This is a genomic window from Streptomyces sp. NBC_01294, assembly GCF_035917235.1.
In the GTDB taxonomy this organism is placed as follows: Bacteria; Actinomycetota; Actinomycetes; order Streptomycetales; family Streptomycetaceae; genus Streptomyces; species Streptomyces caledonius.
The window spans coordinates 1344394-1366263 of sequence record NZ_CP108423.1 but is presented as its reverse complement, the minus strand read 5'-3'; the positions used below and the strand labels follow the sequence as shown (position 1 = coordinate 1366263).

The following is a 21870-nucleotide window of genomic DNA, read 5'->3' as shown; positions in this document are numbered from 1 at the left end:
CCTTTCTAACACTGTCCGGAGAATTGGGGGCTGCCCCATCCAGCCCCGCGGGAGCCAAACCCAGGCTCGCGGGAGCCAAACCCAGGCTCGCCGGAGCCAAACCCAGCCTCGCTGGAGCAAACCCAGCCTCGCCGGCGTTTGAGGCGCGGGTCCGGGCGGAGCCCGGTGCCCGGCGGAGCCGGGTTTCCTGGGGCTCCGCCCCGGGCCCCGGGCCTCAAACGCCGGCGAGGCTGAAGGATCGGGGCTCCGTCCCGGGCCCCGGGCCTCAAACGCCGGCGGGGCTGAGAGGTCGGGGCTCCGTCCCGGGCCCCGGGCCTCAAACGCCGGCGGGGCTGAGAGGTCGGGGCTCCGTCCCGGGCCCCGGGCCTCAAACGCCGGCGGGGCTGAGAGGTCGGGGCTCCGCCCCAGACCTCGTGCCCTTCGGTGGGACGGAACAGCTGAGGCCCGGACCCCCGGCAGGGGGGTCCGGGCCTCGGGGCCTGGTGGGGTCAGAGGACGTCGGCGGCGATGGCGGCCGCGACCCGCTCCAGCAGGGGACCCGCGTTCGGAATGGACTTGGCCGGGTCGGGCTCCAGGTCCGTGAGCGGGTACGCCTTGCGGATGCCGGCCGCCTCCAGTGCCTCCTGGCTCAGCAGCAGACGGCCGCAGACCGCCACGACCGGCTTGCCCGCCGCGCGCGCCGCGGCCGCGACGCCCGCCGGGGCCTTGCCGTGCAGGGTCTGCTCGTCCAGCGAGCCCTCACCGGTGATGACCAGGGTCGCCCGCTCCAGCGCCGGCGCGAAGCCCAGCACCTCCAGCATCAGCTCGATGCCCGGACGGAACGTCGCGCCGAGCAGCAGGGCCCCGTAGCCGATGCCGCCCGCGCCGCCCGCACCCGGGAGCACCGCGCACTCGGCGGCCTTCGCTCCGATCCACTTCTCCAGCACCACCGCGAAGTGCGCCAGCGCCGCGTCGAGCGTCGCCACGTCCTCGGGCGAGGCGCCCTTCTGCGGGCCGTAGACCGCCGCGCAGCCCTTCGGGCCGGTCAGCGGGTTGTCCACGTCGCTCGCGAGGACGAAGTCCACGTCCGCGAAGCGCGGGTCGACGCCCGACAGGTCCGCCGAGGCCAGGTCGGCCAACGCGCCGCCGCCCGGACCGACCGGTTCGCCGTTCGCATCCAGGAACACGGCGCCCAGCGCGGCCAGCATGCCGGCGCCGCCGTCGGTGGTGGCGCTGCCGCCCACGCCGAAGACGATCGAGCGCGCGCCGGCGTCGAGCGCGGCCTTCAGCAGCTCGCCGGAGCCGTACGTGGTGGCCGTCAGCGGGGCGAAGGTGCCCGCCGGCAGCAGCTGCAGTCCGGAGGCCTCCGCCATCTCGACCACCGCGGTGCCCTCGCGCAGCGCGAAGGCGGCCGTGACCTGCTCGCCGAGGGGCCCGGTGACCCGTACCTCCCGGCGCTCGAAACCGGCCGCCACGGCGGCCGCGACCGTACCGTCGCCGCCGTCCGCGACGGGGAGGGTCTCGATCTCCACGTCCGGTACGGCCGAGCGGAGGCCGGCCGTCACCCGCTCCGCGACCTGAACGGCTGTGAGCGAGCCCTTGAATTTGTCCGCGGCGATGAGCACGCGCGCGGTCTCAGTTACTGCTCCGTCCGTCACCTTGCTATTCCCTTGCTATCGAACAGTGCAGTCGCGCCGCCATGAGCTTATCCGGAGGATCCTCCTATGCCCATGAGTGGCCTGGGCCACACGCGGCGCGCCATGCGGCTAAATAGGGATATACGCCTGCATAGTGTGGCCGCATGAGCGCGGAATCACTGGATGGCTCACGTCCGGATCCCCCGGGCGGGGGCCCCGGCGGCCCGGCGGACGGCGCACCCGACCACGCCGTCGTCACCGTGGGCGTGATCGCCGTGCTGGCCGTCGTCGCCTGGGCGGCCCTCGCCAAAGGCTCCTTCGACACGGCGTCGGGCACCGCGCTCGCCTGGGTGCTGGACAACTTCGCCTGGCTGTTCGTGACCGCCGCCGACCTCTTCCTCGTCATGTGCGTCGTACTCGCGATCAGCCGCTTCGGCCGGATCCGCCTCGGCGCCGACGACTCCGAGCCCGAGTTCACCAACCTCGCGTGGATCGCGATGATGTTCAGCGCCGGCATGGGCATCGGCCTGATGTTCTACGGGGTGGGGGGAGCCGCTCACCCACTACCTGGCCCCGCCCCCGGCCTCCGGCGCGGCCCCCCGCACGGGCGCCGCCGCCCTCGCGGCCATGGAGTACTCCTTCTTCCACTGGACCCTCACCCCCTGGGCGATCTACGGCATCGCCGGCCTCGCCCTCGCCTACGCGACCTTCCGCAAGGGCCGCGGCAACCGCCTCAGCTCCGCCTTCGTCCCCCTGATGGGCGAGGAACGGGCCGACGGATGGCCCGGCAAGGCCATCGACCTGCTCGCCGTCTTCGCCACCGTCTTCGGCACCGCCACCAGCCTCGGGCTCGGTGCGCTCCAGGTCTCCAAGGGCCTCGAACTCACCGCCGGAGTCGAGGACTCCACCAGCGTCGAGCTGATCATCATCGGCTCGCTGTCGGCGGCCTTCGTCCTCTCCGCCTTCTCCGGCCTGCACAAGGGGGTGAAGTGGCTGAGCACCATCAACATCGTGCTCGCCGCCACCCTGATGTTCTTCGTCTTCGTGCTCGGCCCCACCGTCTACATCCTCGACGTGATCCCGTCGAGCATCGGCGGCTACCTGGACGAGCTGCTGCCGATGGCCACCCGCACCGGCGCCTTCACCGACGCCGACTGGCTGGGCGCGTGGACGATCTTCTACTGGGCGTGGTGGCTCTCCTGGGCCCCGTTCGTCGGCACCTTCATCGCCCGGATCTCGCGCGGCCGCACCATCCGCGAGTTCCTCGTCGGCGTGCTGCTCGTGCCCAGCGGGGCCACCGTCGTCTGGTTCTGCGTGATGGGCGGCACCGCCATCCGCCTCGACTCCACCGGAGCCGTCGACTTCGCCGTCACGCTCAAGGAGGGTACGGAGGCCTCGCTCTTCGGGATGCTGGACGCGCTGCCGCTGTCCACGCTCACCTCGTGGGTCGCGATGCTGCTGGTGATGACCTACTTCGTCACCAGCGCCGACTCGGCCTCCCTGGTGATGGGATCGCTCACCAGCCGGGGCTCGCTGCACCCGCCCACCTGGCTCGTCGTCACCTGGGGCGTGCTGATGGCCGCAGTCGCCGCGGTCCTGCTCGTCGCTGGCGGCCTGAAGTCCCTGCAGACCGCGACCATCCTGGTCGCGCTGCCCTTCGCCGTCGTCATGGTGCTGCTCTGCTGGGCCCTGGTGAAGGAACTGCGCGAGGACCCCGGCGCCGGACCCGCCCGCCACCACGCCCTGCACGGGATGCGGGACGCGGTCCGGGCCATGGTCGGCGACGCCCTCACCGAACAGGGACCGGGCCGGCACCCGAGGCTGCGGCGCGTCGCGCAGTCCAAGGGCCGGGACCGCGAGGACGGCGGGAGCCCGGGGGCCCCGCAGGCGTGAGACACCGGCCCGGCGGTACTCCCTCGCGGGGCACCGCCCCGGCGGTACTCCCTCGCGGGGCACCGGCCCGGGGACGCCCCGAGCCGGTGTCCGGCGGGTGGTCAGGACAGCTCGTAGACCGCGACCTTGCCGTTGTCCAGGACCTTCTTCGCCAGGCCGGCGAGGAGCGGCGACTCCTCGCCCGACGCGCGGTGCGCCACCACGTAGCGGACCCGGTACTCGTCGTGCAGTCGCCGCAGGTTCGCGGCCGTGGGGCGGTAGACGGCGTCCTCGTTGAGCCGGAACACCTCCTGGTCCCAGAAGGGACCGTCGTAGGCCGGCAGCCCACGGGTGAGCGCCACGCCCCGCGGGGCGTACGCCCAGCCCTCGACCAGTACCGAGCGTTCCGAGTAGCCGCTGAGCCACTGGGAACGGGTGTTGGCGCAGGCGGGGGCGGCGGCGCTGCCGCCCTCGAACGGCCAGCAGTGGCTGTTGGTGACCAGGACGTCCGAGGGATCGCTGTGCGCGCGGATCCAACGCCCCGCGTCCACCTGCGAGGCGGGCATCACCCAGGAGTACGCCCACAGGGACTGGCGGGACTGGAGCATGTCGTGGAACAGACCCGGGGTCGCCGCGACGAGCGAGGCGGTCAGCAGCACGATGCCGCCGCGGCCGCGCAGCGCGGGCCACACCCGGCTTCCGATCCGCCACAGGACGCCGCAGACCAGGGCGATCAGGGCCAGTCCCGCAGCCGCGCCGAGAGCCACCAGGAGCGGACTGTAGGTCTTGTCGCCGGCCTCGTCCCCGACGGAGCGGCGCAACCAGAGCGCCCAGTCCTGCGACATGCGGTAGATGACGTAGGTGAGCGCCGTGGACAGGGCGACCGCGCCGGCGGCGAGCGCGGCCCTGCCCCGTGCGGGCAGTGCGGCGCGCTGGAAGGTCTCGCAGAAGCCCCAGGCCGAGAGGACGACGCCGAACGGCAGCGCCGCGATGGTGAAGTAGCTGGAGTTGTAGCCGTTGACGACCAGGAAGGCGGCCGGTCCCGCCACCGCGGCACCGAGCAGGAACCACTGGAGCGGTTCCAGGTTCAGCCGCCGGCGCCAGAGCAGCGGCACCATGCCGAGCAGCTTGATGTGGTGGTTCAGCACGAAGGCGATCAGGGTCGCCGCCACGACGAGGGCCTGGAACGCCGGCGGGCGCAGGTCGCCCGGATCCTTCCAGAACTGCTGGACGTTGCCGAACGGGACGATCTGGAGGCCGTAGCTCTCGAAGTTGAAGATCACCGCCGTGGCGAAGAGCTGCGAGCCGGCCAGGATTCCGCCCAGCCCGACCACGGTCCACGGGATGCGGCGGGCGGTGATCAGCAGCACGAGCCCGGCCAGGGCGAGCCCGGAGAGGATGACGGGCAGGGTGCTCGCCTTCGCCGCACTGGAGGCCAGGGCGAACAGCGCGGCCAGTACGAACACGCCCCGGCCGAACAGCGGCGCGGGATCGGCGCCCTCGACGCCCGCCTTGTCGCGGTGGCTCCTGCGCAGCGCGTCGCCGACGACGCCCATCAGCGCGAGCAGCAGCGGCTGGCTGTACGTCAGGGAGAGGCTCGACCAGGACATCACGCGGACGGCCGGGGCACCGAAGGTCCAGGTGTCCCCGCCGTTGGGATAGGCGGCGGTGAACTCGCCGGCGGCGAAGACCAGGAGGGCGGCCAGCGGACCGGCCCAGGCGTGCCCGGTCAGCCGCCGGGCCACCACGGCGGTGATCACCATGGCGAGCGCGGACAGCGCCGGGACCATCAGCCGGGACTCGATCACCGCGAGGTCGATGTGACCGACCATGTCGGTCATCGCCATGTGGGCGAAGGTGAACCAGTGGTAGTGCAGCGGCTCGCCGGCCGCCTGCGGGAACGTCAGCGGGACGTTCTGCTTGGCGTTCGCGGCGAGCGACAGCATGTAGGGCATGTCGCCGAAGGTCCGGCTTCCCTCCCGGTCCGGCAGGACCGGGTACAGGGACAGGAAGACCTGGTGGAAATAGACGCTGCTGAGGACGACCGTCCCGCTCACCGACCAGGACCAGCCCAGCGACACGCTGCGGTAGCCGCGCGGCCGCCAGTGCCGCCGGAGCCGGGGCACCAGCGCGAAGGGGATCACCACGGCGAGCGGCCAGGCGAGCGCGAACGACTGCGCCCCGACGCCGACCAGGACCGCCCAGGCCGCCAGTTCCAGGGCGAGTCCGGTGACGGCGCCGAAGGCGAGGTCCTCGACCAGGGTGTGCGGCCGCCGGCGCAGCGAGCGGAACACCAGGGTGCCGGGGAGCATGACGCCCCAGAGCACGTAGAAGGTGTACCGCGCCACGTCGCCGACCGAGGTGTCGGTGGCCAGCAGCAGGCCGACCGTGACGAGATAGGCGGCCGCCGCCGGCAGGAACCGCCAGAAGGCGTGCGCTACGGGCTGCCCCGGCGTGCCCGATGTCGCGGCGCCCTCCGGCCTTCCGGTCGGCGGGGCCGTCCGCACGGCCGCGGGGCTGTCAGTGGTGCCCATACGTCTTGTCTACTTCCCTACCTGCTGTGCGTCGCCGGCCCCGGTCCGGGGCCGCCCGGATCAGGCCGCGTACGCCGAGCCGCCGGATCCGCGCTCCGCGGTGGCGTCGTCGGCGGAGTCGTAGCCGACGAAGTAGGCGGGCCGGGCCTGGACGGCCGAGTAGATCCGTCCGATGTACTCGCCGAGCAGTCCGACGCAGATGAGCTGGACGCCGCCGATGAAGTGCATGCCTATGAACAGCGAGGACCAGCCGGGCACCGTCGAGCCGAGTGCGAACTGGACCGTGGTGTAGACGGCCAGCAGGAGGCAGACCAGGAAGCTCGTCAGGCCCAGCCACGTGGCGAGGCGCAGCGGGGCGGCGGAGAAGTTCGTGATGCTGTCGAGGGCGAGGCGCACCATCTTGGACAGCGGGTAGTGGGTGCTTCCGGCGACCCGCTCCTCGCGGATGTAGACGACCTCGCCGCTGCTGAAGCCGAGCCACGGCACGAGCAGCCGGTAGACCGGCTGGTGCTCGGGCAGGGACTTCAGCGCGTCGACGGCGGCCCGGCTGAGCAGACGGAAGTCGCCGGCCTGGTTGGGCATGTTCTTGCCGACGAGCTTGCGCATCAGCCAGTAGTACGCGCCGGCCGTGCGCCGCTTGAAGAAGGTGTCGGTGCCGCGGTCGCCGCGCACGCCGTAGACGATGTCCAGGTTCTTCTCGCGCGCCAGCGCGAACATCTCCGTGATCTTCTCCGGCGGGTCCTGGAGGTCGGCGTCGATGCTGACGACGTACTCGCCGAAGGCACGGTGGATGCCGGCGGTCAGCGCCGCCTGGTGTCCGGAATTGCGGGCGAAGCGCACGATGCGCAGTTCGGGCCAGTCCTGCCGGATCTTCTGCATGATCACGGGGGTGGCGTCGGTGCTGCCGTCGTCGATGCCGACGACCTCGTAGTCGACGCCCAGGCCGTCCAGGATCGGACGCAGACGCGCCACCGTCAGCGGCAGTGCTTCCTGCTCGTTGTAAATGGGGATGACGACCGACAACACGGGAACCGGCGGGGTGGCCTCGTCGAGAGCCGGGGCTGCTGCGTTGTGCATGGCTGTCTGCTTGTCTTCAATCTCCGAGAGCGGAAGACCGGCGGCGGGCGCGCTGACGGTCCGGGCGGCCGAGCGCGGCCGGTCGAGCAGGTGCGCCGGGCCTACAGGAGGTCAGCGGCTCCGGAATCCCCCCGGGACGCGGCGGAGCAGAAACAGGTAGCCCAGGCGAGCGGTAACAATATCATCGGAAAAGAAGCGTCATCCGCCCGGCCTCGGGGCCGGAAGCAGGGCCCGGGACCGGGGCGGGGAACGGCCGTCCGGGGTACGCCGCCCGGCGCGGACGGCTGGGTAGGGTGGCCGGGTGACCACCACGGATGACTACGCCACGTACATCGCGAGCCTGCCCCGGGTGCTGGCCGGCGCGGCCGCCCTCTACCGGGACGCCGAGGGCAGGGTCCTGCTCGTCGAGCCCAACTACCGTGAGGGATGGGCGCTTCCGGGCGGCACCATCGAGTCGGACGAGGGCGAGTCGCCGCGTGCGGCCGCCCGCCGCGAGAGCGCCGAGGAGATCGGCATCGACGTCCCGCTCGGCCGGCTCCTCGCCGTCGACTGGACCGTTGGTGCGGGCCGCCCGCCGCTGGTCGCGTACCTCTACGACGGCGGCGTACTCGACGAGTCCCAGCTCGCCTCGATCAGGCTCCAGGAGGAGGAGCTGCTCTCGTGGCGGCTGGTCGAGCCCGCCGAACTCACCACGTACCTGCTCGGATCGCTCGGCCCGCGCACCCAAGAGGCGTACCGGGTCCTGCAGTCGGGCGAGGGCGCGGCGGAACTGGAAAACGGCCGCCGCCCGGTCTCCCCGTAACAGCCGGACCCCGGACGCCGGGCTTACTTCGAGCAGGACAGAATCAGCAGATGATCACGATGTACGCCTGGCCCAGCACGGCCGACGGGCCCGACGCCCTTCCCATGGTCCACTTCACCACCGACCAGCAGGCCGGCGGTGAGGTCACCCCCGAGGGGACCCCGGTCTGGCTGTTCGACACCGCGATACGCGACGGCGGCTGGGCCCTGTTCAACGATTTCGAGGGCTGGTCCGCGCCCGCCGCGGGCTGGCAGGCCTTCTACCGCCGCGAGGACGACCTGCTCGCCGTCACCGGACCCGGCTCCTGCGACGGCTGGTACCAGGGCAACCTCGGTGCCGACGCCGACTGGGTGGCGGCCGCCGCCGCCCAGCAGAGCGTGGTCCTCCTCGCCGCCCCCGTCCAGCACCCCTCGCTCTACAGCTACGCGGTGGAGGCGGGCGCCGGCTTCGCCCTCCTCGTCCCGCTCCTCGTCGTCTGACGGCTAGCGGGTACCGGAAGCCCCCGGCAACCGGTCCCCGGACTCGAAGGCCAGCAGCTGCACCTTGCGCTCGACGCCGCCGCCGTAGCCCGTCATGCCGCCCGAGGCGCCGATCACCCGGTGGCACGGCACGATGATGCCGACCGGGTTCTTCCCGTTCGCCAGCCCCACCGCGCGCGAGGCGTTCGGCTTGCCCAGCCTGGCCGCGAGCTCCCCGTACGACCACGTCTCGCCGTACGGGATCCGTACGAGCTGGTCCCAGACGCTGCGCTGGAAGTCCGTGCCCTCCAGGCGCAGCGGGAGGTCGAACTCGGTGAGCTCCCCGGCGAAGTACGCGGTCAGCTGGCGGACCGCTTCGGGGAAGGGCTCCTCGGTGGCCGCGACCCGAACCCCGAAGGACTCCTCGGCGGGCCGGTGGCGCTGCCCGGTCATGTAGAGGCCGCTGAGGACGCCGTCCTCGGCGACCAGGGTGAGCGGCCCGTAGGGGCTGTCGACGACGGTGTGCTGCCTGGCGCCGTTCACGGTGCCGTTCACGGTGTCTCGCATGGCTGTTGCTCCTCGGAGGTCCTCAGACGGGCAGGTGGTTGATGGGGTGGGCGTCGGTGGCCCACAGGTACTGCACGGCGTACGCGCGCCACGGCCGCCATCCGGCCGCCCTGGCCGTCAGCGCGGAAGGGGTGGACGGCAGCCCGAGCCCCTGCGCCGCCCGCCGGACGCCCAGATCGGACGGCAGGAACGCGTCCGGATCGCCGAGCGCCCGCATCGCGATCACCTCGGTGGTCCACGGGCCGAACCCGGACAGTGCGGAGAGCCGCGCCCGCGCCGCCTCCCAGTCGCTGTCGAAGCCGAGGGGCAGCGAACCGTCGGCGAGCGCCGCGACCAGGGTCGTGAGCGTGTCACGCCGGCTGCGCGGCAGGGCCAGGGACTGCGGGTCCAGCCCGGCGAGCGCCTGCGGGGAGGGGAACAGGTGGGTCAGCCCGCCCAGCGGGTCCTCGACGGGCTCGCCGTACGCGGTGACCAGCCGGGCCGCGTGCGTGCGCGCCGCCGCGGTGGAGACCTGCTGGCCCAGGACCGCCCGTACGGCGAACTCCGCCGGGTCGACCGTACGGGGAACGCGGCGCCCGGGAGCCTTGTCCACGAGCGGGGCCAGCAGCGGGTCGGAGCGCAGCTGCTCGTCGACCGCCTCCGGGTCCGCGTCCAGGTCGAGCATCCAGCGGCAGCGGCTGATGGCGATGGTGAGGTCGCGCAGGTCGGTCAGGGCGAGGCGGCAGCCGATGTGGTCGGGCTGCGGGGTGAGGGCGACGACCCCCGTGCCGTAGGGGAGGCGCAGGGTGCGGCGGTAGGCGCCGTCGCGCCACTCCTCGACGCCGGGCACGGCCGTCGCGGCGAGGTGCCCGAAGAGGTTGTCGGGGTTGAGGGGGGCCCGGAACGGCAGCCGCAGGCTGATCGTCCCGGGGATCCGGGGTGCGGCGTTCTTGTTGCGGCTGGCCTTCACGGCCCGCTCCCGCAGCTCGCTCGGGGACAGGGCGAAGACCTCGCGCACGGTGTCGTTGAACGTGCGGATGGAGGAGAACCCGGCGGCGAAGGCCACGTCGCCCATCGGGAGTTCGGAGGTCTCGATGAGCAGCCGGGCGGTCTGCGCGCGCTGGGCCCTGGCCAGGGCGAGCGGGCCGGCGCCGAGTTCGGCGTTCAGCTGCCGCTCCACCTGGCGGGTGGAGTAGCCGAGACGGGTGGCCAGGCCCGGGACGCCCTCGCGGTCCACCACCCCGTCCTGGATCAGCCGCATCGCCCGCGCGACGGCATCGGCCCGCGCGTTCCACTCGGGCGAACCGGGACTCGTGTCGGGCCGGCACCGCTTGCAGGCCCGGAACCCGGCCTGCTGGCATGCGGCGGCGCTGGGCAGGAAGGTCATGTTCTCGACCTTCGGCGGTACGGCGGGGCAGCTGGGCCGGCAGTAGATCCCGGTGGTCCTGACCGCGGTGAAGAACCAGCCGTCGAAGCGTGCGTCCTTCGACTGCACGGCCCTTACGCAGCGCTCGGTATCGGTGTGCATGGCTCCAGGATCCGGTCCGGAACCCCCCAGGGCTGGCGACTTTCCGACATCAAGCGTACGGCCGCCGGCGGGGCTGAAAGATTCAGCCCCGCCGGCGTATGAGGCGCGGGGCTCGGGGCGGAGCCCCGGTCTTTGAGCCGCACCGGCGATTGAGGTGCAGGGGTCCGGGGCGGAGCCCTGGTTCTTTGAGCCCCGCCGGCGATTGAGGCGCGGGGTACGGGCCGAGCCCGTCGGCGCCGCGCCGCAGCGGCTCAGCCCCCCGCCGACCCACCCGCGCCGGCCAGGCGATGCGCGTCCACGGCCAGGGTCAGCGCGATCAGGTCCCGCGGCCGCGACAGGGAACGGGACGTCAGGTGCTCCAGCCGCCGCAGCCGGTTGAAGACCGTGTTCCGGTGGCAGTACAGCCGCGTCGCCGCCCGCCCGGCGGAGCCCTCCGCGGTGAGCCACGCGTCCAGGGTCTCCAGCAGCACCGCCCGGTCCGCCGGGTCCAGTTCCAACAGGGGTCCCAGGATCGCCTGGACCAGCTCCCCGGCCAGCTCGGGCTGCCGCACGACCAGCGCCGTGGGGAGCCGCTCCGACAACCGGACCAGCGCCCGCTCCTCCGCGCCGCACGTGGCCAGCGCCGTCTCCGCCAGCCGCCGCGCCCGGCCCAGTTCCGCCAGCCCGCCCACCACCGGGCCGATCCCGCCGGGGCCCGGGCACCGGTCGGCCAGCTCCGCCGCCAGCTCGTCCAGCGAGGACGACCCGAGGGCCACCACCGCCAGCTCCTGCTCCGCCCGCATCCGCCAGAACAGCCGCATCCCGCCCGCGGACGTCACCCGGTGGACCGAGTCCCGCCGGTCCACCGGGAGCACGACCACCGCGTACCGTCCCTGCTCCGGCAGGTCCAGGCCGGCCGCCGCCCGCGCCGCCAGGCCCGGCGCCGCGTCCCCCTCCAGCAGCGCGTCCAGCAGCGCCTGCACCCGCTCGTCGCTGCGCCGGCGCATCTCCAGCTCGCCCGCCCGGTAGGCCTCGGCCGTCGCGGCCGCCTGCTGTTCGATCCCGGCCCACATCGCGCCCGCCGTCCGGGCCAGGACCGGCAGGGCGTCCGGCTCGTCCTCCGTGACGATGTCCAGCAGCGCGTCCCACGTCAGCCGGCCGGCGCGCCGGTAGGCGTACAGCAACAGGTCCAGCGGCAGGCCCTGTTCGGCCCTGCGCCGTCCCAGCTCCTCCGCATAGGCCAGGTCCTTGCGCAGGTCCGAGCGGCGCGCGGCGAAGGCCTCGATGCCGTACCGCATCGCCTCGCTGATCTGCTGCCAGTGCTCGTCCCGCGGTACCGCCAGGTCGAACAGCGGCGAGTGCTTCGCCAGATCCCCGATGAGCTGCTCCGTCAGCGCGGGGACACGCTCCAGCAGCACCTCCGCCGCAGTCAGCAGCACCGACCATTCCGCTTCCGTCCGTGCCCGGCGTCCGCTCATGGCCGCTGAGGATGTCACCCGCGACCCGTCGGCGTAAGAGGCCCCGTCGGCAGGTCTGTGCCGCTGCACAACCGCACCCCGTCCCGGGCTGGTCATCGGCAGCGATTCCGGTTCGGGCCGTGGACGCCCGCCCCGCCCGGTGCTGGTCTGTGCGCCAGCACAATGCCAAGCAGTGGGAGGGGAAGTGGCCTCGCTCCAGGTGAGCTCGCTGTCCGTCGGCTACGGGCCGGTACGGGCACTGCGCGCCGTGTCGCTCGACGTACCCGCGGGCGCCGTGGTCGTCGTACTCGGCGGGAACGGCGCAGGAAAAACGACCCTGCTGCGGGCGGTGTCCCGGACGCTCGCCTTCCACCGGGGCGCCGCCACCGGCGGGAACATCAGCTTCGACGGCCGCCCGCTGGACGACCGCGGCCCGGCCCAGGCGGTCGCCGCCGGGGTCGTGCAGGTCCCCGAGGGGCGGCAGGTGTTCACCCGGATGACCGTCGCGGACAACCTCCGCGCCGGGACCCTCGGCGCCCGGGCCGGCTCCCGCGCCGACACCGCCCGCTCGCTGGCCCGCGTCCACGAGCTGTTCCCCGTGCTGGCCCGGCGGGCCCGGCAGCGGGCCGGCCTGCTGTCCGGCGGCGAGCAGCAGATGCTGGCGCTCGGCCGGGCGCTGATGGCACGCCCCCGGCTGCTCCTCCTCGACGAGCCCTCGCTGGGCCTCGCGCCGAAGATGGCCGCCACCATCGCCGAGACGATCACCGAGATCAACGCCTCGGGCACCTCGGTGCTGCTGGTGGAGCAGAACGCGGCCCTCGCGCTCCGGCTGGCCTCGTACGCGTACGTCCTGGAGGTCGGCGAGGTCACCCTGTCGGGGCCGGCCGCCGAGCTGGCGGCCTCCGACGAGGTGCGCCGCCGCTATCTCGGCATCACCGACGAGGACGCCCCGGCCCCGCAGGCGACGCGCACCCTGAGCAGGTGGTCCGCGTGATCCGGCCCGCGGCATCCCCGTCGGCGGGCGACGTCGACACGTTCCCGTCCGGCGCGCCCCCACTGGGCATGCCCCCGCCCGGCACGCTCCCACCCGGCACACCCCGGCACGGCACTGCGCAGGCGGCCGGCAGGTGGTCGCCGTGACCACGCCCGCACCGGCGCAGCCGGCCGGCCCGCCGACCCTCCGGGTCACCGACGTGACCGTCCGGTTCGCCGGCCTCACCGCCCTCGACTCCGTCTCCTTCACCGTCGAGCCCGGCAGCGTGCACGCCGTCATCGGACCCAACGGAGCCGGCAAGTCCACCTGCTTCAACGTGCTCTCCGGGGTCTACCGGGCCACCTCCGGCAGCGTGCGCTTCGGCGCCACCGAACTCACCGGCCTCGCCCCGCACGCCGTCGCCGCCCTCGGTGTCGCCCGCACCTTCCAGAACCTGGCGCTGCCCCCGCACACCACGGTCGCCGACAGCCTGCTGCTCGGCCGCCACCGGCTGATGCGCTCGGGGTTCCTCGCCACCGGGCTGCGGCTGCCGTCAGCCGTCCGCGAGGACCGGCTGCACCGCGAACGGGTCCGCGAGATCGCCGCCTTCGTCGGCCTGGAGGCCGATCTGGCCGCCCCCGCGGGCTCCCTCCCGTACGGCAAACAGAAACTCGTCGAACTGGCCCGGGCCCTGTGCATGGAGCCCCGGCTGCTGCTCCTGGACGAACCCGTCGCCGGGATGACCGCGGACGAACGCACGCGCACCGCCGCCGTCGTCGCGGGCGTCCGCGACGGCCTCGGCATCTCGATCGTGCTGGTCGAACACGACATGGGGGTGGTGATGCGGCTCGCGGACGCGGTGACCGTGCTCGACTTCGGAAAACGGATCGGCGGCGGGACGCCCGCCCAGGTGCAGAACGACCCGGCGGTCGTCCGCGCCTACCTCGGCGAGGAGGAACCGGCCGCGTGACCACCTTCCTGGAACTGCTCCTCGGCGGCCTCTCCATGGGCTCCGTCTACGCCCTGATCGCCCTCGGCTTCGTGGTCATCTTCAAGGCCACGGAGGTCGTCAACTTCGCCCACGCCTCCCTCCTCCTGGCGGGCGGTTACGTCACCGCCGTCCTGCACGACGACATCGGCTTCTGGCCCGCCCTCGCGGTGGGCACCGGCGCGGCCGCCGCGGTCGGCGCCGGCGTGGAGTTCCTGGTGATGCGGCGCTACCGGGGCCAGGACCCGGGCGTCCTGGCCATCGTCACCATCGGCGTGGACATCCTGCTCATCACCGACCTCACCCGTCGCATCGGTACGGACGTGCTCGCCCTCGGCGACCCGTGGGGCGCGGCCGTGATCCACCTCGGACCGGTCACCGTGCCGCAGACCCGCATCGCCGCCCTGATCGCCGCCTCCCTGATGATCACCGTTTTCCTCCTCGCCTTCCGCCACACCGCGTGGGGCGTGGCCATGCGGGCCGCCGCCGAGAAACCGGAGACGGCCGCGCTGATGGGCGTACGGCTGGGCCGGGTGTCGCTGGCCGCGTGGGCGGTCGCCGGAGCCCTCGCCGCGGTCGCCGCGCTCTTCCTCACCGTCTTCCCCACCCCCGGACTGGAACGGGCCACCTCGCTGGCCGCCCTCAAGGCCTTCCCCGCGGCCATCCTCGGCGGCCTCGACTCCACCACCGGAGCCCTGGCGGGAGGCCTGATCGTCGGCGTCACCGAGGCCATGGCCACCGGCTACCAGAGCCAGCTCACCTTCCTCGGCCGCGGCATCGGCGACCTCGCCCCGTACGTGGTGATGGTCGTGGTCCTGCTCCTGCGTCCGGCCGGCCTCTTCGGCACGAAGGAGCTCGCCCGTGTCTGACACCCTCCGCCGGAGCCTGCTGGCCGCCGGGGCCGTGGTCCTGCTCGCCCTGCCGTTCTACCTGGAGCGGTTCTGGCTCCAGGCCGGGCTGTTCGCCATCGCCGCCGGGATCGGCGCCATCGGGCTCAACCTGCTCACCGGTGCCACCGGCCAGCTGTCCATGGGGCACGCCTTCTTCCTCGCCGTCGGCGCGTACGGGTACTGCGCGCTCGCCGGTGACGGCGGACGCTCCGGCGGGCACGCACTCGTCGGCCTCGGCCTGCCCAGCTGGCTCGCGGCGATCCTCGCCGTCGCGCTCGCGGGAGCCGCCGGCGGGCTCTTCAGCCCCATCGCCGGCCGGCTGCGGGGCGCCTACCTGGGCATCGCCACCCTCGCCCTGATCTTCATCGGGCAGCACGTCCTGTTCAACGCCACCTCCCTGACCGGCGGTTTCAACGGCCGCGCCGTCGAACCCCTCTCCCTCTTCGGCATCACCTTCGACGACACCGAGAGCGTGATCGCCGCCGTCCCCTTCCAGTCCGCGGAGAAGCTCTGGTACGTCGCCCTCGCGGCCCTGCTGGGCTGCGCCCTCCTCGCCCGCGGCATCCTGCGCGGGCGCCCGGGCCGCGCCATGAACGCCATCCGCGACCACAACATCGCCGCCGGGGTCATGGGCGTCCCCGTCGCCCGCTACCGGGCCGCCGTCTTCGTCCTGTCCTCCATGTACGCCGGCCTGGCGGGGGTGCTGCTCGCCCTCGTCTTCCAGCGCACCGTGCCGGACTACTTCGGCATGGTGCTGTCCCTCGAATACCTCGCCATGATCGTGATCGGCGGCCTCGGCACGGTCGCGGGCTCCGTCATCGGCGCGGCCTTCGTCTCCCTGCTGCCCCAGCTGCTCACCCGCTACAGCGACGCCCTCCCGCTCGTCTCCGCCCCGGGCACCGGCGGCGTCTCCCCGGGCGAGGCGTCCCGCTACCTGTACGGCGCGGCCGTCGTCGCCGTCGTCCTGTTCCTCCCGGGCGGCCTCGCCCGGATCCGGCCCACCCAGCCCGCACGTCCCCCGAAGGAGCCAGCGTGATCAGACCCAGTGCGAACAAGCGAGCGCGACTCGGTACGGCGGCCCTCACGGCCGCGCTCGTCCTCACCGCCGCCGGCTGCAGCGCCAAGGCGGGCGGCGGCAGCGAGGACAAGCAGGCCGAAGGCGGGGTCAAGACCGGCAAGGGGGTCACGGCCACCGGCATCCGGCTCGGCGCCCTCACCGACATGACCGGCGTGTACGCCTCCCTCGGCAAGAGCGTCACCCAGGCTCAGCAGCTCTGGATCAAGCAGACCAACGACGCGGGCGGCATCTGCGGCCGCCGGCTGGAACTGACCGTCCGCGACCACGGCTACGACCCGCAGAAGGCCCTCGCCGGCTACACCGAGCTGGAGCCCGAGGTGCTGGGCTTCGCCCAGTTCATCGGCTCGCCCTTCGTCGCCGCGGTCAAGGACCGCATCGACGGCCAGGACAAGGGCCTGGTCATCCCGCAGGCCTGGTCCGCCTCCTTGCTGGGCAGCGCGTCCATCCGTACGGTCGGGGCCACGTACGACATCGAGACGGTCAACGCCATCGGCTACCTCCTCGACCAGAAGCGCATCGCCTCCGGCGACAAGATCGGGCACGTGTACTTCGAGGGGGACTACGGCGAGAACTCCCTCACCGGGTCCAAGCACGCGGCCAAGGAGGCCGGGCTCACCGTCGTCGAGCAGAAGATCAAGCCCACCGACAACGACATGTCCGCGCAGGTCGCGGCCCTCAAACAGGCCGGGGTCAAGGCCGTGGTGATCAGCGCGGGGCCCAAGCAGGCGGCCTCGCTGGTCGGCGTCGCGGCGGCCGGCGGCTGGAACGTCCCCGTGGTCGGCAACAACTCCGCCTTCGCCCCCCAGCTGCTCGCCACCCCGGCGGGCGCGGCCCTGCAGAAGGACTACTACGTGGCCGCGTCCACCCTGCCCATCGGGTCCACGGCGGCCGGCCCGGCGGCCCTCGCCGCGGCCTACAAGGCCGCGTACCCGGACGCCGGGCTCGACAACGGCGTGGTGGCCGGGTACACGGCCGCAGCGGTCTACGGAGAGGCCCTGAAGAAGGCCTGCGCCGACAAGGACCTCACCCGAGAGGGCGTCGGCAAGGCCCTGCTGACCCTGAAGGCCTACGACAGCGGCTTCGGCATCACGCACGACTTCTCCGATCCGAAGGCCCCCTCCACCCGGCAGAGCGTGATCATGAAGCCGGACGAGCAGACCCCGGGCGGCCTGAAGGTGATCAAGGAAGCCGCCGTCACCCCGGCGGCCCAGTCCTACACCCCGCCAGGCTGAGCCCCACCGCCCCTCTCCGGCCCCGGCAGGCACCCCTCCACCCCTGCCGGGGCCGGAGCCCTGCCAGGGCCCTCTCCACCCTGCCGGGACCCCTCCGCCCCTGCCAGGGCCCTCTCCACCCTGCCGGGACCCCTCCGCCCCTGCCAGGGCCCTCCCCACCCTGCCGGGCCCCTCTCTGCCCCTGCCGGGGTTCGAGGCCTGCCGGGACCCCTTTCAGCCCCGCCGGCGTTTGAGGCGCGGGGTACGGGGCGGAGCCCCGGTCTTTGAGCCCCGCCGGCGATTGAGGCGCGGGGTCTGGGGCGGAGCCCCGGGAAGCCCGGGCGCAGCCCGGGGCCGCTTGCGCCGCGGCGCGCCGCACATGACGAGAGGGCCCCGGATGCCATCGGCATCCGGGGCCCTCTCGTACGAGCAGTGGTGCGGCTAGCGCAGCGAAGCGCGGGCCTCGCGACGGTTGTGCCGGAAGGTGTTCGCCTTCCGGGTCGTCGCGAACAGCGGAATGGTCGCCGCCATCGCGATCTGCAGGGCGCAGCCGGTCTGGAGCAGCATCTGACCGCCCGGGGCGTCGAACGCCCAGGCCGCCAGCAGCCCCATCGCGCCGATGATCCAGCAGAGCATCGCCACGGCGAGAACGCCCCGAGGCTTGGGGTACTCGACCCGGCTCACCATCAGCCAGGCCACCCCGATGATCGCGAGCAGCGTCGGGATGAACGGCAGCTCCAGCAGCACGATCGAGACGACCGTCAGCGCGCCGAAGGGGCTCGGCATGCCCTGGAACATGCCGTCCTTCATCGTCACGCAGCTGAATCTCGCGAGTCTGAGCACCACGGCGAGCAGCACCACGATCGCGGCCAGCGCCGACATCTTCTGGTGCGCGTCCACGGCGACCATGCCGTAGACGAGCACGAAGTAGGCCGGAGCCAGGCCGAAGCTGATCAGGTCGGACAGGTTGTCCAGCTCGGCACCCATCGGCGAGCTGCGCAGCTTGCGGGCCACGATGCCGTCGAAGAGGTCGAAGACCGCGGCGAGCAGCATCAGTATCACTGCCGTCGCGGCGCTGTTACGGGCCATGCCCGATTCGCCACTGCCGGTGAGGTGCGGGATGAGGATCCCGGTGGTGGTGAAGTACACCGCCATGAATCCGCACGTCGCGTTGCCGAGCGTGAGGGTGTCCGCTATCGACAGCCGCAGCGAGAGCGGCATGTCGTCCTCGGCGGACTCCTCCTCGGCAGGCTCGGGCACCCAGCCGGCGGCCGGAGTCTCTGGGTCAGTCACGGTCAATTCGTGTCACCCCCGCGGTGGTGGCCTGACCGACCTCGACCGCGACCTCGACGCCCTCCGGGAGGTAGATGTCGACGCGGGAGCCGAAGCGGATCAGACCGATGCGTTCGCCCTGCTCCACCTTGGTACCGGCCGGCAGGTAGGGCACGATGCGACGGGCCACGGCGCCGGCGATCTGCACCATCTCGATGTCACCGAGCTCGGTGTCGAAGTGCCAGACAACGCGCTCGTTGTTCTCGCTCTCCTTGTTGAACGCCGGGACGAATCCGCCGGGGATGTGCTCCACGGACGTCACCGTGCCCGCGAGGGGCGCGCGGTTGACGTGGACGTTCAGCGGGCTCATGAAGATCGCGACCCGGGTCCGCCCGCCCTTCCACGGCATGATGCTCTGCACCACACCGTCGGCGGGCGAGATGACACGGCCCTGAGTGATCTCACGCTCGGGGTCGCGGAAGAACCACAGCATGCCCGCGGCGAGCGCGGTGGCGGGCACGGCCGCCGCGGCCCAGCGTCCGGACTTGCGCGCCCGGGCGAGGCTGAGCGCCGCGGTGGCGACGGTCGGCAGAAGCCACGGCGATGCTCCGCGCGCGAGGCGGACGCTGCCGCGAGGTGCAGAGGTTTGGCTGTGGGGCATGGATGACCTTCGTAGCGGGTGATTGCCGCGCCGCAAACAGGGGGACGGGACGGCGGCTTTACTGGAATGCTATCGGTTGCGCGCAACAACTGGGCAAGCCAGAAGCCGAGTCGATGACCGCCGGCCAGTGACTGGGAGTGACCCCTTTGCGACGAACCTGGGTGCGATCCGCCGCAAAAGGGACTTTCAGCCCTGGAGTCGGTACTCCTCGAGCAAGCGTCGCCCAATGATCATTTTCTGGATCTCGGCGGTACCTTCACCGATCAGCAGCATCGGAGCCTCGCGGTAGAGGCGCTCGATCTCGTACTCCTTCGAGAACCCGTATCCGCCGTGGATACGGAAGGCGTCCTCGACCACCTCCTTGCAGTACTCGGAGGCGAGGTACTTCGCCATCCCTGCTTCGAGGTCGTTTCGTTCCCCGGAGTCCTTTTTGCGTGCCGCATTGACCATCATCGCATGGGCGGCTTCGACCTTGGTAGCCATCTCGGCGAGCTTGAACTGGATGGCCTGGTGTTCGGCGATCGCCTTGCCGAAAGTGTGACGTTGCTGGGCATATGAGACACCCAGTTCGAAAGCACGCTGAGCGACGCCGCAGCCACGTGCCGCCACGTTGACGCGGCCGACCTCGACCCCGTCCATCATTTGGTAAAACCCTCGGCCGGTCTGGCCGCCGAGGACCCGATTGGCCGGAATGCGCAGTCCGTCCATGATGAGCTCGGTCGTGTCGACGCCCTTGTAGCCCATCTTGTCGATCTTGCCGGGGATGGTGAGGCCGGGCCGCACCTCGCCGAAGCCGGGCTCCTTCTCGATGAGGAAGGTCGTCATCGACTTGTGGGGCGCCGTGCCCTCGGGGTGTCCTTCGTCACTTCGGACGAGGACGGCCACCAGGGTGGAGGTGCCGCCGTTCGTCAGCCACATCTTCTGGCCGTTCAGGACGTACTCGTCGCCGTCCTTCACCGCCTTGGACGAGATGGCCGACACGTCCGAGCCCAGCGCCGGCTCGGACATCGAGAACGCGCCGCGCACCTCGCCCAGCGCCATCCGGGGGAGGAAGTAGTCCTTCTGCTCCTGCGTGCCGTGCTGCTTGATCATGTACGCCACGATGAAGTGGGTGTTGATGATGCCCGAGACGGACATCCAGCCCCGCGCGATCTCCTCGACGCACAGGGCGTAGGTGAGAAGCGACTCACCCAGGCCGCCGTACTCCTCGGGGATCATCAGCCCGAAGAGGCCGAGCTCCTTGAGACCGTCGACGATCTGTTGCGGGTACTCGTCGCGGTGCTCCAGCTCGGTCGCGACTGGGATGATCTCCTTGTCGACGAACTCGCGGACGGTCTTCAGGATCTCCCGCTGGACGTCCGTGAGCCCGGCGGTCTGGGCGAGTCGGGCCATGGCTACTTCTCCTGGGTCTTCAGCTGGGGGCGGCCGGGCTGCTCGCCGCCGCGCTCCTTGATGTACGTCTCGGTCGGGACCATCACCTTGCGCCGGAAGACGCAGACGAGGGTGCCGTCCTGCTTGTAGCCCTTGGTCTCGACGTAGACGATGCCGCGGTCGTTCTTCGACTTCGACGGGGTCTTGTCGAGGACCGTGGTCTCGCCGTAGATCGTGTCGCCGTGGAAGGTCGGCGCCACGTGCCGCAGGGACTCGATCTCCAGGTTGGCGATGGCCTTCCCGGAGACGTCCGGCACGGACATGCCGAGCAGCAGCGAGTAGATGTAGTTGCCCACGACCACGTTCTTGCCGAAGTCGGTCGTGTTCTCGGCGTAGTTGCTGTCCATGTGGAGCGGGTGGTGGTTCATGGTCAGCAGACAGAAGAGGTGGTCGTCGTACTCCGTGACCGTCTTCCCGGGCCAGTGCTTGTAGACCGCCCCGATCTCGAACTCTTCGTACGTGCGTCCGAACTGCATGGGGATCTGTCCTTGTCAGCTGGTGGGAATCTCGAACTTGCTGGTGCGCTGCATGCCCGCGGCGCGGCCCTTGCCCGCGATGACCAGGGCCATCTTGCGGCTGGCCTCGTCGATCATCTCGTCGCCGAGCATCGCCGAGCCCTTCTTGCCGCCGGCCTCCGAGGTGCACCAGTCGTACGCGTCGAGGATCAGCTCGGAGTGGTCGTAGTCCTCCTGCGAGGGGGAGAAGACCTCGTTGGCAGCGTCGACCTGACCGGGGTGCAGCACCCACTTGCCGTCGAAGCCCAGAGCCGCCGCCCGGCCGGCCACCTCGCGGTAGGCGTCCACGTCACGGATCTGGAGGAAGGGGCCGTCGATCGCCTGGAGGTTGTGCATGCGGGCGGCCATCAGGATGCGCATCAGGATGTAGTGGTAGGCGTCCGCGCCGTAGCCGGGCGGCTGCATGCCCACGACCAGCGACTTCATGTTGATGGAGGCCATGAAGTCGGCCGGGCCGAAGATGATGGTCTCCAGCCGGGGCGAGGCGGCGGCGATCTCGTCGACGTTCACCAGGCCCTTGGCGTTCTCGATCTGCGCCTCGATGCCGATCTTGCCGACCTCGAAGCCCATCGTCTTCTCGATCTGCGTCAGCAGCAGGTCCAGCGCGACGACCTGCTGGGCGTCCTGGACCTTCGGCAGCATGATGCAGTCGAGGTTCTGGCCGGCGCCCTCGACGACCGTGATGACATCGCGGTACGTCCAGTGCGTCGTCCAGTCGTTCACGCGGACGACCCGGGTCTTGCCCGTCCAGTCGCCGTTGTTCAGCGCGTCCACGATCGTGTGGCGGGCGCCTTCCTTGGCGAGCGGCGCACAGGCGTCCTCCAGGTCCAGGAAGACCTGGTCGGCCGGCAGTCCCTGGGCCTTCTCCAGGAACCGCGGGTTGGAGCCCGGCACGGCGAGGCAGGAGCGACGCGGGCGAAGGCGGTTCACCACAGGACCAGGGGTGTCCGACGCGGAGCGGAGGCCAGGCAGGGCGGTGGCG

General features: G+C 71.9%; 18 protein-coding genes and 1 pseudogene. 8 read left to right on the top strand and 11 right to left on the bottom strand.

Annotated features, from left to right (window positions below):
- Nucleotides 1-488 precede the first annotated feature (488 nt).
- Nucleotides 489-1637, bottom strand: a complete 1149-nt coding sequence (locus OG534_RS06340) for a glycerate kinase (protein ID WP_326587087.1) — start codon at nucleotides 1635-1637, stop codon at nucleotides 489-491.
- A gap of 143 nt (nucleotides 1638-1780) precedes the next feature.
- On the opposite strand from OG534_RS06340, the pseudogene OG534_RS06335 reads away from it, so the two are divergent.
- Nucleotides 1781-3509, top strand: a pseudogene (locus OG534_RS06335) (BCCT family transporter).
- Nucleotides 3510-3610: 101 nt separating this feature from the next.
- Here OG534_RS06335 and OG534_RS06330 read toward each other — a convergent pair.
- On the bottom strand, nucleotides 3611-6022 hold the full coding sequence (locus OG534_RS06330; protein WP_326587086.1) for a hypothetical protein: 2412 nt from the start codon (nucleotides 6020-6022) through the stop codon (nucleotides 3611-3613).
- A gap of 60 nt (nucleotides 6023-6082) precedes the next feature.
- Entirely contained in the window at nucleotides 6083-7099 is a 1017-nt protein-coding gene (locus OG534_RS06325; RefSeq protein WP_326587085.1) for a glycosyltransferase family 2 protein, read from the bottom strand.
- Nucleotides 7100-7400: 301 nt separating this feature from the next.
- Between OG534_RS06325 and OG534_RS06320 the strand changes: the two genes are divergently transcribed.
- Both OG534_RS06320 and OG534_RS06315 read left to right on the top strand, forming a co-directional pair.
- Nucleotides 7401-7901: an NUDIX hydrolase gene (locus tag OG534_RS06320; RefSeq protein WP_326587084.1), complete on the top strand. Its 501-nt coding sequence runs from the start codon at nucleotides 7401-7403 to the stop codon at nucleotides 7899-7901.
- Nucleotides 7902-7951: 50 nt separating this feature from the next.
- Nucleotides 7952-8380, top strand: coding sequence for a hypothetical protein (locus tag OG534_RS06315; protein ID WP_326587083.1), 429 nt, complete (start codon nucleotides 7952-7954; stop codon nucleotides 8378-8380).
- Between the two features lie 3 nt (nucleotides 8381-8383).
- Here the strand turns inward: OG534_RS06315 and OG534_RS06310 are convergent, their stop codons facing one another.
- From OG534_RS06310 to OG534_RS06300, 3 genes are all read right to left on the bottom strand, one after another.
- Nucleotides 8384-8926 carry a methylated-DNA--[protein]-cysteine S-methyltransferase gene (locus OG534_RS06310; protein ID WP_326587082.1) on the bottom strand — a complete coding sequence of 181 codons (543 nt, stop codon included), beginning with the start codon at nucleotides 8924-8926 and terminating at the stop codon, nucleotides 8384-8386.
- A gap of 22 nt (nucleotides 8927-8948) precedes the next feature.
- The gene (locus OG534_RS06305; RefSeq protein WP_326587081.1) at nucleotides 8949-10433 is read right to left on the bottom strand and encodes a DNA-3-methyladenine glycosylase 2 family protein; all 1485 of its coding nucleotides are present in this window, start codon (nucleotides 10431-10433) and stop codon (nucleotides 8949-8951) included.
- 251 nt (nucleotides 10434-10684) lie between these two features.
- Complete coding sequence (locus OG534_RS06300; protein ID WP_326587080.1) at nucleotides 10685-11890, bottom strand: PucR family transcriptional regulator; 1206 nt, start codon at nucleotides 11888-11890, stop codon at nucleotides 10685-10687.
- A gap of 184 nt (nucleotides 11891-12074) precedes the next feature.
- On the opposite strand from OG534_RS06300, the gene OG534_RS06295 reads away from it, so the two are divergent.
- The 5 genes from OG534_RS06295 to OG534_RS06275 all read left to right on the top strand — a co-directional run bounded on the left by OG534_RS06295 (nucleotide 12075) and on the right by OG534_RS06275 (nucleotide 17030).
- Nucleotides 12075-12863: an ABC transporter ATP-binding protein gene (locus tag OG534_RS06295; RefSeq protein ID WP_326593498.1), complete on the top strand. Its 789-nt coding sequence runs from the start codon at nucleotides 12075-12077 to the stop codon at nucleotides 12861-12863.
- A gap of 142 nt (nucleotides 12864-13005) precedes the next feature.
- The gene (locus OG534_RS06290; RefSeq protein ID WP_326587079.1) at nucleotides 13006-13812 is read left to right on the top strand and encodes an ABC transporter ATP-binding protein; all 807 of its coding nucleotides are present in this window, start codon (nucleotides 13006-13008) and stop codon (nucleotides 13810-13812) included.
- Nucleotides 13809-14699 carry a branched-chain amino acid ABC transporter permease gene (locus OG534_RS06285; protein WP_326587078.1) on the top strand — a complete coding sequence of 297 codons (891 nt, stop codon included), beginning with the start codon at nucleotides 13809-13811 and terminating at the stop codon, nucleotides 14697-14699. Before OG534_RS06290 ends, OG534_RS06285 begins: the two co-directional genes overlap by 4 nt.
- A complete protein-coding gene (locus OG534_RS06280; protein WP_326587077.1) occupies nucleotides 14692-15756 on the top strand; it encodes a branched-chain amino acid ABC transporter permease in 1065 nt (354 codons plus the stop codon). Before OG534_RS06285 ends, OG534_RS06280 begins: the two co-directional genes overlap by 8 nt.
- On the top strand, nucleotides 15753-17030 hold the full coding sequence (locus tag OG534_RS06275) for an ABC transporter substrate-binding protein (protein ID WP_326587076.1): 1278 nt from the start codon (nucleotides 15753-15755) through the stop codon (nucleotides 17028-17030). Before OG534_RS06280 ends, OG534_RS06275 begins: the two co-directional genes overlap by 4 nt.
- A gap of 420 nt (nucleotides 17031-17450) precedes the next feature.
- On the opposite strand, the gene pssA is transcribed toward OG534_RS06275, so the two are convergent.
- The 5 genes from pssA to OG534_RS06250 all read right to left on the bottom strand — a co-directional run bounded on the left by pssA (nucleotide 17451) and on the right by OG534_RS06250 (nucleotide 21818).
- The gene (gene pssA, locus OG534_RS06270; RefSeq protein WP_398562926.1) at nucleotides 17451-18230 is read right to left on the bottom strand and encodes a CDP-diacylglycerol--serine O-phosphatidyltransferase; all 780 of its coding nucleotides are present in this window, start codon (nucleotides 18228-18230) and stop codon (nucleotides 17451-17453) included.
- Between the two features lie 64 nt (nucleotides 18231-18294).
- The gene (locus tag OG534_RS06265) at nucleotides 18295-18942 is read right to left on the bottom strand and encodes a phosphatidylserine decarboxylase (protein WP_326587074.1); all 648 of its coding nucleotides are present in this window, start codon (nucleotides 18940-18942) and stop codon (nucleotides 18295-18297) included.
- A 186-nt stretch (nucleotides 18943-19128) separates the two neighbouring features.
- Nucleotides 19129-20334, bottom strand: coding sequence for an acyl-CoA dehydrogenase family protein (locus tag OG534_RS06260; protein ID WP_326587073.1), 1206 nt, complete (start codon nucleotides 20332-20334; stop codon nucleotides 19129-19131).
- 2 nt (nucleotides 20335-20336) lie between these two features.
- Complete coding sequence (locus OG534_RS06255; protein WP_326587072.1) at nucleotides 20337-20849, bottom strand: MaoC family dehydratase; 513 nt, start codon at nucleotides 20847-20849, stop codon at nucleotides 20337-20339.
- 15 nt (nucleotides 20850-20864) lie between these two features.
- The gene (locus OG534_RS06250; protein ID WP_326593497.1) at nucleotides 20865-21818 is read right to left on the bottom strand and encodes an HpcH/HpaI aldolase/citrate lyase family protein; all 954 of its coding nucleotides are present in this window, start codon (nucleotides 21816-21818) and stop codon (nucleotides 20865-20867) included.
- Nucleotides 21819-21870: the final 52 nt, after the last annotated feature.